General features: G+C 35.7%; 10 protein-coding genes and 1 pseudogene. 2 read left to right on the top strand and 9 right to left on the bottom strand.

All coding sequences use genetic code 11. From position 1 onward, the window contains the following. Positions 1-12: 12 nt before the first annotated feature. Together WJM94_RS11115 and WJM94_RS11110 are read right to left on the bottom strand one after the other, a co-directional pair. Positions 13-657, bottom strand: coding sequence for a hypothetical protein (locus tag WJM94_RS11115; protein WP_444494287.1), 645 nt, complete (start codon positions 655-657; stop codon positions 13-15). Between the two features lie 832 nt (positions 658-1489). Next, the gene (locus WJM94_RS11110) at positions 1490-2314 is read right to left on the bottom strand and encodes a hypothetical protein (RefSeq protein ID WP_444494286.1); all 825 of its coding nucleotides are present in this window, start codon (positions 2312-2314) and stop codon (positions 1490-1492) included. Between the two features lie 1131 nt (positions 2315-3445). On the opposite strand from WJM94_RS11110, the gene WJM94_RS11105 reads away from it, so the two are divergent. Continuing rightward, complete coding sequence (locus WJM94_RS11105) at positions 3446-5248, top strand: DUF4209 domain-containing protein (protein WP_444494285.1); 1803 nt, start codon at positions 3446-3448, stop codon at positions 5246-5248. Positions 5249-5593: 345 nt separating this feature from the next. Here the strand turns inward: WJM94_RS11105 and WJM94_RS11100 are convergent, their stop codons facing one another. The 7 genes from WJM94_RS11100 to WJM94_RS11070 form a co-directional block, all read right to left on the bottom strand. After that, on the bottom strand, positions 5594-7762 hold the full coding sequence (locus WJM94_RS11100) for an SEC-C metal-binding domain-containing protein (RefSeq protein WP_444494284.1): 2169 nt from the start codon (positions 7760-7762) through the stop codon (positions 5594-5596). 682 nt (positions 7763-8444) lie between these two features. Then, on the bottom strand, positions 8445-8816 hold the full coding sequence (locus WJM94_RS11095) for an HVO_A0114 family putative DNA-binding protein (RefSeq protein ID WP_444494283.1): 372 nt from the start codon (positions 8814-8816) through the stop codon (positions 8445-8447). A gap of 122 nt (positions 8817-8938) precedes the next feature. Next, positions 8939-9133 (bottom strand): hypothetical protein, encoded by a 195-nt coding sequence (locus tag WJM94_RS11090; RefSeq protein ID WP_444494282.1) that lies wholly within the window; start codon positions 9131-9133, stop codon positions 8939-8941. 175 nt (positions 9134-9308) lie between these two features. After that, positions 9309-10067, bottom strand: coding sequence for a hypothetical protein (locus WJM94_RS11085; protein ID WP_444494281.1), 759 nt, complete (start codon positions 10065-10067; stop codon positions 9309-9311). A 293-nt stretch (positions 10068-10360) separates the two neighbouring features. Then, the gene (locus tag WJM94_RS11080; RefSeq protein WP_444494280.1) at positions 10361-11764 is read right to left on the bottom strand and encodes a relaxase/mobilization nuclease domain-containing protein; all 1404 of its coding nucleotides are present in this window, start codon (positions 11762-11764) and stop codon (positions 10361-10363) included. Continuing rightward, entirely contained in the window at positions 11754-12299 is a 546-nt protein-coding gene (locus WJM94_RS11075; protein ID WP_444494279.1) for a chromosome partitioning protein ParA, read from the bottom strand. Before WJM94_RS11075 ends, WJM94_RS11080 begins: the two co-directional genes overlap by 11 nt. 870 nt (positions 12300-13169) lie before the next feature. Further along, a complete protein-coding gene (locus WJM94_RS11070; RefSeq protein ID WP_444494278.1) occupies positions 13170-14807 on the bottom strand; it encodes a recombinase family protein in 1638 nt (545 codons plus the stop codon). Between the two features lie 48 nt (positions 14808-14855). Between WJM94_RS11070 and WJM94_RS11065 the strand changes: the two are divergent. Continuing rightward, positions 14856-16448, top strand: a pseudogene (locus tag WJM94_RS11065) (FAD-dependent oxidoreductase); the annotation flags it as partial. Between the last annotated feature and the right edge of the window lie 65 nt (positions 16449-16513).

Below are 16513 nucleotides of genomic sequence, written 5' to 3'. Positions count from 1 at the left end.
TTTCACTCCTATTTATGAATTATTTATGGTTTTAACTTGAAATCTTTTGTCTTCACAAATATTGAGTAAATCCACTGGGATCTTTAGCCTTAAAGTCGCGCCTTCGCTCAAGACGGTTGTCCATCGGTTTTTTGAGCCACCCGAAGTACAATAGCCCGATAGCAATGCAATTCCAGTTTCAATTCGAGCACCTGAATCACGACTAAATGCTTTACAAATAGGATACCCAAGAAACTCTATCGCTTTGCCATGCTCTTGTATTTCCTCGATAGCCTCAATTTCAATCGTAATGAGATCGCTATTGAAGGTTTGATCAAGTTCTTCAACTTCTTTTTCTACGATATTGGAAAATATCCAAGCGCCCTGAGATTTATCCCAAGTTCCACCCAGTTTACGGCATTTTTCAATCAATAGTGTGTTATATTCTGACCTTAAGGAACAAATGCCTAATTTAGTTTGTTCTTCTACATTTGCTGCTAACTTATAAATCAGATCAGTCCCATACTTTGAGCGAACTGAGATATCTATAACAGCAAGAAAATGCTCACCTAACTCTAAGTCTTTTGAGCACTCGTCGATCAAAATCTTACAAGATTTATTATTGCCCGTCGTCGCAGCAAAGTACTTTCTGTTCTTTTTAATTACATTGAAATTCATAATATTTACTCCATTTATTTACTAGTGATACCCTCCTCTCACCGCTAGGGTGACGAATATTTTTAATATTGTTTCATTTATTTAACTCAATCTTTACGCAAGTAGAGATAGAGAGTTTTCAGGTATATTAAAACCAATAAAAACTGCCCAGTCAACCACAATTTACATTAAAAACAATGACTTATATTTACTTTTGAGCTTGTTTATATCTAATAAGAAACATGAACTAGCGGGAGGAAACCTATTTACCCCCTATCGGGGGTAAAAGCCGACTTACCCTCTAGAGGGGGTAAATTGCACTATAAACTTTGGTTTGATTAAAACTATTCAATTATTGACCAATGCACTGTGTAAACAGTGCTCGTTCACGGGAAGCGGCTCTCGCCGCAGATTACAAATGACCGATTTGGTTGGCTGTGACTTAAGGCACTCTTAAAGGTCGTCAATCACGGGGAGTGAATTATTCGTTATGACTGATTAAAGGATAGCTTTGACCGAAACAATGATATGGAGCTTCGTGTTGTGGCCTGCGCACCATATGTATCACGGCGTAGCTCTTGAACTCTAGGATGAGAAAAGGATGAAACAACGGATTTGGGGACTGAGACTGTATGCCTAACAGCACAAGGGATATCGCCGAAGTAGGCAATGCGGCGTCAGATGATATCGCCGCAATTTACGACCCCGCAGGGTCGATTTACCGAAGAATAGGTGCTAGCTTTTAGCAGTATATGAATCCTGGTTTGATTCAATTGATGGTGAATGACTGTTGCTTTATTACTAGCACTGATAGTAACTAATTATATACTTCTAAACATGCTCTTTTAGAAAATTACCAATCATTATTTGGTTTATCCATGTGTTGGTAAATGTTTAGAGCATAATTCCAATCATTCCATTGCAATCGTTGACCATTTAAATTCATACACTCATCTAGAAATTCATTATAATCGTCGTTACTCGCGAAAAGTTTGAAGCGGTTAATTCGTAACTCTGCTCTTGCTCGATTATCAACAGCCACTAAAACAATTTGTTCTCCATTGACAGCTTTGTAGTTTTCTAAACGGATGTCATTGCCTACACCGCAACCCGCTACATGGAAATCATAATCCTCAACGTCAAGGCCCGTTCTCTCCTCAAGCAACGCTTCAAAAGTATACTCCTCAGCAAATCCTATCTCTGCTGCTTCTATAACTTTTTCAAAGAACTCTGTCATTGTTTCTTCAGTATATGAACTGAATACTGTAAGGTTATCATAGTCAGAAATTAGACAATTCTGGTGATCTAAATCTAGGGCCGAAACTTGGCAATCAGATGAGAATTCTCCATCGTATAATTGAACAAATAGGTCACCAGACCACTGATGCTCTTCACTCTGTATACTAGCTGTTACAATAGCGTTAAATCCGTATCCATAATCACAGGGAAAAGCCTCTTGAAAGTGCGTAATAATCTTAACTTTTTCTGTATCAATATCTTCTCTATCGTGACTTGAAGCCAATTTAACTGTGTCAGTAAAGTCGTTATTAGAGTTCGCTACAATTTCTCTTACGCTCACTTTCACATCATCAATGATGTGCTGAGCCTTTTTACTCTCTACTATAGATTTTTCTGAGTCATGTAGCTCACGGACAATCTTGTTTTTTTGTTTAACCATTTTTTTTCTCCATTTATATACTAGTAAAGTCCCCCCTTCACCTCTAAGGTGATGAATTATTTGATATTGTTTAATTTATTTAACTCAATCTTTATACAAATTGAGATAGAGAGTGTTCAATCTTATTAAAACGTATAAAAATCTTTTTGTCAAAAATTTATATCAATTAAAACAAAGACTTATTATTTACTTTTAAGGCTATTTATATCTAATAAAAACAAAGAATCGGTTTTACCCCTTATCGGGGGTAAACGACAGACTACCCTCTATAAGGGGTAAAGGTGGTTTGTTGACTATGAAGCAAACATTGGCTAATGCACTGCGAGAGCAGTGCTGATTCAAAGCGGCTAACGCCGCATAGAACAAATGATTGGTCTTTGTGGAGCAAAACTGATTGATTTAGTTCTATTGGATTACGCAACAAAGCTCCTCTTAAACATAAATCAATTACAGAAACTATTGTCCAATAATTTTAGATACGATTAAGCAATATGAGGGAGACGATCAAATCGCAATTAGGTAAAGTTTCAGATATAAATAACATATTTAAGTATGTTTTATCCATGTCAGGTTACAGTAATGGCTAGTCATGAGTTAATCAACTCCATAACTCACCCATAATGATAATAAACGACTTCACGAAATTCTCGCAAAACAACGACTGCCACTTGCTCGTCCATCACTTTCCATCACCGTCACTACTGGAAGTTATGTGTACAACATGAAAGGCGATGAGAAATTGACATCGAAACAATTACTCACTTTAGGTGACCTCGATATGTATCAAAAGAAAGGTGGTCGCCATCGTTAACGAACCATCCAAAAACTAGGAACTCTATGGGTAAACAATGAATGTGGACTAGGAACTACCTAGGTAAGTTAAGAGCTAACACATACGAACATTGACAGCTTCATCACACTTCGTACTTTGTTACTCAAAAACATCCAAGGATGTGTCAGCAAAACCCTGACAAATTTATGCCCCTTTCCCATTTAGAGTTATTAATCAGGTCTGTCACCATCATCACATTTGACCAAATTCTGTTAATGGATCAGTATGCCTAACATTGACTATCCATGTGATACATATGTATCTACTGATTCAGTGGTTATTTAGTTAGAGATCCTAGAATGTGCGATTACGATGATACACTTCAAATAGAACAATCCATCTTTCATAAATGCAGATTTGATGAGATAGATGAAGATTTACTAAAATATGGTTCGGGCTACCGATTAGCTTCTCTTATCACAAGAGCTGAGGAAGATGGGAATGAGCAATTAGCAAAACTATATAAAGTTCTTAGAAAAGCGTGTGAGTTACGATTGAAATCGGGCAATAGGCTAGAGCCTTATGAATGCTATGGGAAAGAGTCTATCTCAGGACTATTTACTAATAATGATTTTCAAATTCTTGATGAGGCACGAAAACATACCTCATGCAAAGCCTTTATTGCCAGACTTAGTGATTTAAGATGGCTACACCACAGACCTAAGTCGATCAGCGATGCACACACTGTAATAGAATTATATACGAGCTATGATATTTGTCAGGACAATTGGCTAGACAGCAGAAAGTATTACTATGAGAGAGCTATAAGGCTAGGTTTACAGCTTGGTAAGGGGTGCTCTGACAAATTAGATAATATAAAAATCAGTTTAGTTTCAGCGCTTGAACCTGATTACCTCAAAAGCAAGTTTATGAAACTTTGGATAGCTGAACTGTTGGAATTATTTTCCCAAGATGAAGATGAAATTAGAAAAATCGCGGAACGTTTCACATCTATAGCGCAAGAACTGAGCGAGCAAGATGACTATTATTCTGCTCGACTTTATTTAGAGCATGTATCAACTAAATATAGAAAAATTGAAGATGATGTAAACTGGCTTGAAACAAGGATTCGTATAGCAAGCTCTTGGGAAAGAGAGGCCTCTATCCGAGACCAAGCATTGGTCAAAATGACTTTTTTTGAAAATGCGATTCAATCCTATCGAATGATACCTAATGCAGATAGAAGCACATATGGTATTGATGAAATAATTAGTGACCTAAGGCTGAAGCTCCGTGATGCAGGAAAAGCAGCTGTAGATGAAATGACCACAATTTCCGTCAAAAGCCCTGATGTATCAGATATTATAGAGGCGTCTATAAAGCACGTTACAGGTAAAGAGACTCTAGATTTAGCTTTATTATATTTCTGCGGGCTTTATTCGGGTATATCAAAATCACAATCTATTGAGTCAGCTATTGAGACTTTAAAAGTAGGTGTTGTTTCTCATCTTTTTGGCATGGTGCAATTATCTGGCGATGGGCGAAAAATAGGTAAAGAAGCTCCGCTTATGCTGTCAGAACAAGGAATACCTGAGGATACGCCCAAAGCACAAGCTATTGATAATGCTATTATGGAAGCTGACTTCGTTGTAAAAACACAAATACTACCAAGCCTTGCAGCCATTCTAGAGGAGCATGATATAACTTTACATGGATTGGAAACTGTATGCTCCGTCTGTCCAATCATCCCAGAACAAAGAGCAAAATTGTTTGCTAAGGGATTGTATTTTGGTTTTGAATATGACTTTGCCTCTGCAATCCATCTACTTGTTCCTCAATGGGAGCATATAGTCAGAACTATTCTTAAAGAGAGTGATGTTCATACAACCATGCTTGATGCGGATGGCATAGACATGGAATGTGGATTGTCCACTTTATTGGAAAAAAAGGAAGCAGAAGAAATATTCGATGACAATTTACTGTTTGAGATGACAGCTTTTTTAACACATAAACGTGGTCCTAATCTCAGGAATGAACTAGCCCATGGTCTTCTAGACGATGACAGAGTATGCAGTTATTCCGCTATATATTGGTGGTGGAGATCTCTTAAACTAGTAGTATATTCTCTAGTTCATAGAGTTGATGATACAGAAGATTCGTAGTCACTTTTTTCAAATTTCCAATACCTAAAGTAATTTGTGGATTGCTAAGTTAGCAAAGTCACTGACACGCCTTTGTCCAGAACCTTCACAGTGGGCACATTCACAGTGGGCACTTTCTAAAGCAAAAGTGCCCCATTATTTAGTAGACCTCTTACTCATTCACATCCTGTTAATGGGCTTTCCCCTACTAAAATTTATCCATTCTTCTAGTGGTGTTCGTTTGTAAATCCCCGTGTTGTATCATGGGGGTATATTCCACGTAACCTCATGCCGTTAACGGGACTCAGATAAAAGAAAACCGCCCTTTAGGGCGGTTAGTTTAAAGCAAGTATATTTAGATGCCTTTTATCTACCGCAGCATCTCTTATACTTATTCCCACTACCACAGGGACACTTATCATTTCTGCCAATTTTAAATTTCATTTTCTTTTGAATATCTGACGGAGAGATTTTCTTTGTGTTATTTTTTATCTCTTTCGGTATTGCTTTTTCCATATCCTCATCATATGCCCATAGAAAATCTACTCCTCCCATGAATACTGGATATTTAGTAATAGCATCAAAAAGAACACCAAACCACTTATCAAATTTACATGAGTATTTCTTCATGTTCATGTGAGCCAACATTCGATTAGCTTCGTACTCTAAGTCGATTTTATTCTTACATAAATCCACATGTACCGTTACACCGTATTCGTCCATAAGCAACGAAAAGTCGTGTAGTTTGGAATCTTGAATACATTTGTACGAACAACCGTCTACTGCTTTATTGAAATCATTGATGGCCTTACTGGAAAATTTGAGCAATTCCAAACCAAAATTAATAACTCCCCTATCATCGCCTTTATCAATCACCGATATTAACCTTGAAAAAGGAGTGTTCACATGATAAGTGAGAATTCCCTCTGGTGTCTTTTTCCCTCCCCAGTAAGGTATTCTTCTAGACATTATTGCGTGATCTAAATCTCCACATATACTTTCATCTAAGCATGCGAATGTATAATCAGATGAAAGCCACAAATTATCCTTTAAATGATGAGATAAAAGTGTCAATTCAGAGCTTGCAACAAAATCATTAAAATAACCAGCTCGTCTATCTATATAGCTAATGAAGTAAAGTGGAGTGTTTAAGAATTCACTCATCACATCCAAGAAAAATATATCCATTACAAAAGGTTTCTTGATAAGTTCAAGGTCACTATCAAGAGTTAACATGTTCAGAGACTGAAATGTTAACGATGGGTAATGTTCTGATGTAATGGCAATAGGATAGAAACAATCAATATCTAAGTTGAGTTCAATTTTTTGATTATTTTCGTCCTTTAATATTACGTTTTTGGAGTGCAAAGCTTTAGCACACTTCACAGCTTGGTCATATGCATTTTGTACTGCTGCTACAAAATCCCGCTTAGCCGCATCCCCATCACCTTGTCTAGCTGGAAGAGTTAAAGCCTTTGACTTTGCTTGAAATATTAATGCTTTGTTTCCAAATAAAACTAAGACATCTATTTCGCTTATTCTAGTTTTTGAGTCTCTATATATTTCAATGTTGCTAAATACATTTTTTTCACCGAATACCTTCTTAAGGTATTTTATGGTCATTTTTTCTACATATTCACCACGATGTTTTTCTGCCTGTTTCAAATATTTCTTATCAGTATCACGAATCCAGAACATTGGAGATTCATATAGATTTTCTAATAAACTATAGCTGTTAAATATATAGTAATTATCATTAAAATTAATTATAGGTCGTAATTTCACATCGTTCAAATCAGTAACGTTATTGAAGTTACTGTTATTTGTTGAGCATGTAAAGCACTCTATAAATGAAGATAGTTCTGATTTTTCAAAATCAATCTTTTCACTTATAGCATCAATGTCTATTCTAAATATTTCAAGTAAGTCTTCATAGTTGGTTACTTTCTTGTAAAACCTACTTGCTTTTTCATTAATGTTTTCTTTTATTATGCTAACTAACTTAACTGCATTTCTAACTGTGAACCCCTTGTTTTTAAGAATCCACTCTTCATCCTGTACATATTTTTCTATAGACAGATCGTTATATTGAAAATCATAAGCACTGTCAGCAGAATAAAATGTAGATTCACGGATAGAAGCTGGTGAACTCATAAATCTTTCACCAAAACCTTTAGATGAATCCATATCTGAAAATAATGCTTCAATAGCACTAGGGTTAAAAGTCATGCTGTTATGAAGTTCTTCAAGAAGACTATCTGAATCATTTGCTAATTTATCTATTTCTTCTTGCGTTATGGCTAACTTCGTTAATGGTTTTTTAACCATTAAACCTAATAATGTATTGATTTCATTTTTACACAACTTATTTTTAGAAAACCAATGGCTAAAATTCTCAGCAATACTCCTCCCTGGAGAGGTCACAAGAAAGTTGTCCCTAAAACAAAGGGATGCAACTGCGTATATATATCCGTTTGATTTACAAATTTCTTCTAGTTGACTAAAGACATCTTGCTCTGCTCTCTGCTTTATCATTATCACACCTTTTTCCTAGCCTATGAGTACGAGATTATAGTTTCTTGAACTTCACTATATAGTGAAGGACCTCATGTTTAGTGGAGTGTCTTGTCTTGCAATTTTTAGTAGATAGGAAGTGGCCTTAAGCTCCAACTCGCTTTGAATCGCCAACAGAGCAACGCCTAACTGACAATATTTGACTTACAAAAAATTATTAATGAATTGCTAATATTCAATTTTTCGTAACGCATTTTTGTCCAGAGGTGTGTCAGAGCTGATCACGGCAAACTATGATCGCGGTAAACTCGCCTTTGTTTCACTGTACTTCAGCGGATATATGCCCTATTTCTTCACGCGGCTCTTTGACTAAATTTAACTAATAGATTTACTATGAATCAATACGTCTATTAATTCAGTGACGATTCTAAATAACAACTATACCTTTAAGCGAAATCTACCAACTCAAGCGAATTTTCTTATCGGTTCTGGACCCTACAGTGGCTGATTTTCGATCCTATAATTGCCCCTAGAGACAAGGATATCTTAAATGCAGAGATACGCAGCGCTCTTTAACGAACAACGGAGAATTAAGCGCAATCAAGTGGCTGGAGTTTTTCTTTAGAACTAAATTTGAAAAACCTATATCAATTGCGCTTTATCAGCAAAAAGCATTGACTACCTGATTTTAAAATTAAAGTAGCTATAGAAGCAGGGCTTCCACTTCTTTGCCCATGAGGATCTCAAAAGATGTATAAATAGCAGTAAGACGCTCTTCGTTTCCACGTATCTCAATACGAGCAAAACCTTTAGATGTAAGTCTCTCAATAGAAACCTCAAGCTCTTCGACACTACAATCCGTTATCTCTGCTAGCTTCCCTACACTATTTACTCTCTCACGAGAAATCATATACAAAAGCTTAATATTATCGTTAGTTAAAACCTGTGCCAGCTCCGTTAATGATGTAAACCATAAGTGAGGAAAATTTTCGATATGGTTTAATTTACCAGCTGAAACATTCAACATATACTTACGAACTAGTTCTTCATCGGCTATTCCAATTCGAGCTTTCATAGTCTATCCGTATCTAAAATATAATACTTCCCTTTAATGGAAAGGAAAGACAGTGATAATTATGAAAAATTACAGCAGATTTATCATACCTCAGTATCAAATTTATTTAAACCACGCTCTTATTATTCACTACTTTGATGAAGGGCGATAATCTTCAGGACATCAGCAGTAATATTAATTGCTTTAGTGCCAGATGGTATATCCATCTTATCTTGATATTGCACCCAAATTTCTCCATTTTTAGATATGCGGATCATTGCGAATGTGTCATTAAGAAAAGACTTATTAACACCAAGTTGTTCATGAATATCATCCATATGGAATCTTCCTACATTACTCTATAACATATCCCAATTATAGTAATCCTTTATTTAGCGTTAAACAAGAGTGTCTAATTAAAAATTAGGTTCAAAGTATAGCAAAGAGATTATATAAGAATAAAACCAGCTCTTTGAGCTGGCAGTTGTCAAAGTTATCTTTGAACCATAGTTATTAAAAGAAGAACTCTATCGACTTTCTTTGACTATTCATTTTTTTAGGCTTATCGCCTTGATCAAAGCAATCTATTTTATCCTTATGCTTTAAAAATCGTGTAGCATTAAGCTTGCTTGAAATTTTAACACTCGATAAATGGTTAATATTTTTTATTCGTTCGACCAGTGCTCTATCAAAAAACAACATATTATGAAAAAGCACGTCAGGCATAACATAAGCATCTAACACTTGTTTAATTCTATACATTGCCTGATACAAATCCTGTGCTTCAACTACAGTTAACAAACCTTCTAAAGCCAATTTTGTAACAATGTCTGCGACCTCATGTACTGGCTTTGAAACGTTTGCCGCTTGTTTCTTAATGCCTGCTCTATCAATATCGAAGTACCCTCGACATTCATTTATTTTTGCTTCATAATATAATCTATAATAAGATTTGTGCTTAGCTATAAACTTGTCGTAAGCTCCTTTAGTAACATTATACTCGCCTGACTTTACACATTCAGTTACATCGTTTTCTAGAAACTCTTCAAATGTATATTTTGGAATGTCATCAATACGTTTTTTAGCAACAATGACCACCTTATTCTTAGGACAGCCATTTCTTACTTCTTCATCACATCTTTTAATATTTAGTCGAAGATAAAGAGTCATTCCTTTCCTATGTCGATACGGAGTGTAGTTCTTACCATCATCAAGTATATTATTTCTTTTCTTATCAATCGCGACATTCATTGCATCTGCATAATTAGCCATAACTTAAACCGTACAATTTATTCTTATCTTTTAATACAAGATACCAGTTAACTTTATATAAGTAAACAAACTGTAATTTAAAAAAATATAATTGTAACAGGTTGATTCGTAAACTTTATCTATTACGAATCAACTAATATTCATTATTATTGACAGATAAATTTAATAAACTATTTATTAACTATGACGAATCATTGATTTTTAATAATGAGCGAGACGTTAAAAAATAATGACTAGTGAATTATATGTAGAAAGTAATATCATTACATTTAATGACAGCTATAAATATTAGGCTACTTATTTATACCTTTGTGATCCTGACTAATGATAGTTTCTAATAGTTTGTACACCGAACTCCGTTGTGGTTTATCATTCTTGTGTAAGATCTCAACATGAGCAGTAGCAATAAAAGTCTTATAGTCACTCTCAGAAATCTGTTTTGTGCTTAAATTTTCAAATACATTTACCATTGCTTTTCGCTTAGTGATGCCGCTAAATGCCTTATCAAGAGTATCCAAAAATAGCGCTTCAATAACTGTTTCAAAACCCATTTCGACATCTTTAAGCATCGAAATCATCTCAACGACATACACGACATCAGAAGCGCCTTTTAATCTTTTACGTGCTCTCAGGTTCCACTTCATATCATCTATTAATTGTTCCACTTCCCTACGATATCTAACATTCACAGAAAGCATCACAAGATAAGTCATCATATCTTGATCTTGCTTACTTTCATAAACTCTAAGCGCATTATCTGATTGTTCTTGAGCGTGCGCAGCCGCTCTTTCAAGTTCTTCTTCATAGTTACTCAGGTCCTTACATGCGTCATGTAGAATACCATTTGAAATAAGCTTTCCGAGTGTATATTTTCGATTTCCGCCTAGTTGAGAGGCAGACATTCGAACCCCGTCGAGATTAAATACGATCCCCACCGCAATCCCCTTCTTTGTTTGTAGTTCTACTTTGAGGCTTGAATGTGTTGACTCAACAGCAGTAACAAACTCTGCAAGATTAGAGCGTGGCTTTAACTTATTGATACCAGTTTTTACCAGTCGAGCGATTTGAGCCTTTTTGTTAAATGTTTTAGCGTCATTAATATTAGCAGCAGTATCGTAACCAATATCATTACTACTTACTAATTGTCGCAGACCAAACTCTATCTCTAGCTCCCTCATTACTTCTTGTGCTCGTATCTTGCTATAAGAGTCTTTGATGCGCTTTCTTGTCACTATATCGATGGTAGATGTGATTACATGTATATGTTCTTCGTCGGTGTCATTATGTTTGAAAGCAATATATCTACAATTTGCATAACCTAAATGGTTCATCAACTTTTTAGCTGTTTTACACCATTGTGGATTAGTTAAGCTTTCATTTGTATCGAGGCTAACTATCATGTGCTTAAACTGCTGTTTAACACTTGGGTTAAGTCTAATAGATTCTTGCATCTCTCTTATCGCAAGTGTCATATCTAACATCTCCCCTGGTTCGTTTTTAGCATTTAAAGGGATATGTATAATATTATTTGCATAAATAAATTCTGTTACTGCATCAGCGCTTTTAGTCGCTCCTGCACCATAATTTACTAAATATTTAGCCACTCGTTCATCGTCACCAGCAACATACTTTATGAGAGCATCTGCGGTCAGCTCAGTATGCTTACCGCCTTTTTGTGCAGGTTCCTTATAGATCATGACTTGAGCCTCTTAATTCTTTCAGTGCCTGAACAAGCTTGTCTTCACTTAAATGCTGTTTTGCTATTTCATAAGCCGCTTCTTGAGTAAAGCTATTCACTAGCAAGTGACGAGTGGCCTGAAACTCTCTTAATAGTCCCGCTAGTACTACAAGAGTACTTTCTATTTCTTCTCTTGTGAGAGCTTTACTATTCTCAATATCGGTGGCAATTGTTTTAATTTGATCACTGAGTTCTGAAGTTTCTGAGAAGAACTCTTTAGATGCCTCTAAAATGATGGGTTTGACTTTTACAGCATTATTGATGACGTCACGAGTAAATGCTGAAAGCTTTGAATAACCAGCTATGCATTGCTTTTTAACTAGCTCTTGATATTCTTTCTCAGTGAGATTTGTCTTTACTGATTTAATCTGCAAATCAGCAGGTTCTTTACGAGATTTGTATTTCTCTTTTTTTACTGTCTTAATGGCAGTTTCAATAGCTCTAAAATCTTTTGAACCTACATTTCTTAAAATGTCTAACATATCGTTGTTCATAATTATTACCTTTTATTGTATCTATACTCACCTCTCAAATAATTAGATATAGCTATTAAGATCTAAGACTAACAGCATATGATAAACCAGCGCTAACACCGAAGGGGGTTAGTGCAACCAACCAGAATGGGCGGAGTATTTGTCGGAGATTTTATTTGGGACAAATAAACGCGCAGACACAGCTTGCTTCAAAATTAGATAATTATATTATTAATTTAAACGATAAGATTTTCAATATTTATTTTCACACAAATAAAAGTTTAGTTAACATTTAAAATAAATTTATAAATAGTATATTCAAGAAACAATAAATAAAACCATAAAATTCAACATTATAAAAACAATACCTTAATTAAACATTTTTATTTACTTATCATGTAAGTAGATTTAATAGCTAATTACTTAAATATTAAGTAATCTTAGTGTGATTTATTTTTGTAGTGTAAGTATTCTGACAACAAGACTAATTAAAAATAAAATAGACTTTACTTACTAAAAATGAATATAAAATTAAGAAAAAATAGGTATAGTTCTATTCTTCATTGTAATATAATTAATAGCATTATTTATGTTAACTATAAATTTTATAACAAAATTATGCATATATATCTAGGATTTGTAGACTTGAAGTTATCTTTAGAGCGAAACCGAACGTCCTATGTAGAATTCAAACTTAACTCTACACCTTCCGTTCAAGGCGTTGAGGAGTGATCATCTATCCCAAACGTTAAGTGAGATTTCTGCTCTAGCGGTCATAAATTTATATAAAAATTAGAGCAGTAGATATACTGCTCATTTACTATGAGTGAAACAATGTACGGCAGGCTAAATCAGATAACAATCTTGTATCTTGTACGTATTCGAATGCTCTTACGATTCTGATGCAGTGGGTAGGTTAAATCTAAGTAATCCCTTACTTTCTGATTTACTAGATTTTTCTTCTATTCCAACTAAACCATTTTTTGAATAAGATTCGATGATATGATCTATGTCACGACTATTATCATCATATCCACACTTTATCGAAAAATTGTTTAAAGAACCTATGATTATTTCCATATTCTCTTTTGTGAAGTACACTATGACACGATTATCTTTCAAAAACTGATTAAATAAAACTCTATCTTTTTCAGCTGAGAAATCAAGATCCATGCTAGAAATTTTACCTGTAATCAATGACTTACTGTTCTTGATTTCATTTTCAATTTTTTCTCTTTCCATTCTTTTAACATTGTAATGATTTTCCCATTCGTCATCATCAGTATATTTTGCCATAAATGTACGTATCTTTGACATTTCCTTATTAAGGATATTAATTTTTTCTTCTAAATGAGATATATCAACACTTTGCGAAAAATCATATTTCAATGATTTAAGAACACTATAAACTTTATTTTGAGCTAAGTAGTAATTTATATTTTCGGATTTACATTTAGCGTTTTTTCTCTTCTTATTACACTTTAAATACTGACCTTTGGCTGGATTCTTAACCTTTCGGCTAGAGTATGCCATTATATATCCACACTTAGTAAATTTTACATAGCCGTTCTCATCTTCATTTCTAATTAAACAACCACACTTCCCAACACCGACAAAAACATTACGAAATATATCACTAGCACCTCCAGTATTTTCCCGCGTTCTTTTTTGAACTGCATAGTATGTTTTATCATCTATGATTCTAGGATAGTAATCTTTACCATCTAATTTTCCAATTACGTTTGGATTTCTTATATATGCATTGATAGAAGATTCAGATAGAGGACTATTTTTAGTTGTTTTTACTAGATTACCATTATCATCAAACTTGTATCGGTATATCTCCAATTCACCAAGACTCTTAATGATTTTTTGAGGTCCATAATTAAATTTAAGTTTTAAATCAAATATTTTCCTAACAATTTCAGCATTTTCTTCAATTATTGTATAAGATCTCAAGTCTAAGTTTCTAACTAACCAGAAAGGTGGTTTGGCGATAGACTTTTTTCCTGAACCTTCAAGCAATTTTCTACTAGCTTTTATTCTTGTACTTTTCTGACTAGACTCTTGGTATGCTAAGTGCATTCCGATCTCAAGTAGTAGTCTCGCTGATACACTAGATATACCTTCCATATTTTCTTCAAATACAAGATTCCATTTCGTGATAGCGACTTTAACACCAGCATCGAGAATGCTTTGAAATTTCTTCCTCACAAAGTCAACATTAGCGCGACTAAACCTGTCTATTAATTCAATGACAATAAGATCGCCTTTCGCAATCTTTCCACTTTCAATGTCTTTCATCAAAGTCCCGAGTTCGCCTCTTTTAAAATTGGCGGTTGTGTAAGCGCTTTTACCATGGTCTTCATAAACTAATCCCTTTGAGTATGCCGATTTACCATCGTCTAAGAGGCGTTTGTTGTATTCAGATATCCAATGCTCACAAACCTGTTCTTGCCTTTGTATGCCCAGTCCTTCCTCTGCCTGAATCTGCTTGCTAACACGTTGGTATAGATGATATTTCTTCATTTTTAACTAGTACATTTTAAACAATCATAAATGTAGTTTATCATACAATTGTCATTTGCTAACTGCGGCTTGCCTTATCACATTGGTGGCGATATCCAAGAACGCAGCAAACTCTTATTACAAACACCAGAAAGTTTCCTAGCACGCTTCAATGTCGATGTTCGTGTCATGAACGAAGTGGTATCAGTAAACCGTCAAAACAAAACGGTCACAATTAAGAATCTTCTGGATAATTCGGAATATGAAGAATCTTATGACTTCTTACTACTCAGCCCAGGTGCAGGCCCTATCGTTCCACCAATTCCTGGTATCGATAACCATCTCACTCACTCGCTACGCAATATCCCAGACATGGATCGAATCATTGAGACGATCCAAATGAACAAACCTGAACACGCGACTGTTGTGGGTGGCGGCTTCATTGGTTTAGAGATGATGGAAGCCTTCCATCAATTGGGCATCAAAACCACACTCATCGAGATGGCTGATCAGGTCATGACGCCTGTCGACCGAGAAATGGCAGGTTTTGCTCACGCAGAAATTCGTCAAAAAGGCATCGACCTTAAACTAGGTGTTGCTCTTGAATCCGTTCAGTTCGTACCTAACGAGCATGTGGCAAGCGTCGACGCTGGTGAAAGCGAAAACCACCAACACTTAGAAGGTGAATTGGAGTTAACGCTGAATAACGGTGAAAAACTCACGACCGATATTCTTATTATGGCAATTGGTGTTCGTCCGGAAACGAAATTGGCACAAGACGCTGGATTACAAATCGGAGCTCTAGGTGGCATCTACACCAATGAATACATGCAAACCAGTGATCCGTCGATTTATGCGGTTGGTGACGCGGTAGAAGAAAAAGATTTTGTTACAGGCGAGCAAACTTTGGTTCCTCTGGCGGGTCCAGCAAACCGTCAAGGCCGAATGGCAGCGGATAACATGTTAGGTCGTAGCGAAACGTATCAAGGTACACAAGGTACTGCAATTTGTAAGATCTTTGACCTTGCTGTCGCTTCAACTGGTAAGAACGAGAAACAGCTAAAACGTGCGGGTATTGAATACGAAAAAGTATACGTCCACACTGCAAGCCACGCGAGTTACTACCCTGGCGCAGAAATCGTTTCATTTAAAATGTTATTCGATCCAAAATCAGGCAAGATTTTAGGCGCTCAGGCCGTTGGTAAAGACGGTATCGATAAACGTATCGACGTCATGGCCGTTGCTCAGCGCGCAGGTATGACTGTTGAGCAGCTACAACACCTAGAATTGACTTACGCGCCACCGTACGGCAGTGCAAAAGATGTGATCAACCAAGCTGCGTTTGTCGCGAACAACATCATCAAAGGTGACGCCACTGCAATTCATTATGATGAAATGGATTCATTAACTGACGACCAAGTGTTACTCGACGTACGTAACCCTGGTGAGCTTGAAAGCGTCGGCTTTATTAAGGATGCGATTAACATTCCTGTCGACCAATTACGTCACCGTATGGATGAACTACCAAAAGACAAAGAGATTGTGATTTACTGTCAAGTTGGTCTGCGTGGTAACGTTGCGTACCGTCAGCTCGTCAACAATGGCTTTAAAGCACGTAACCTGATTGGTGGTTACCGCACATACAAGTTCGCTAAAGCGTAATTGAGAGAATGAATTAGCAGACGACTGTTAATAAATAAAAAATAAAACGGCTGATAGTCAGACAC

This window comes from Vibrio sp. YIC-376 (genome assembly GCF_052353105.1).
GTDB lineage: Bacteria > Pseudomonadota > Gammaproteobacteria > Enterobacterales > Vibrionaceae > Vibrio.
This window is presented reverse-complemented; position numbering and strand designations above follow the sequence as displayed.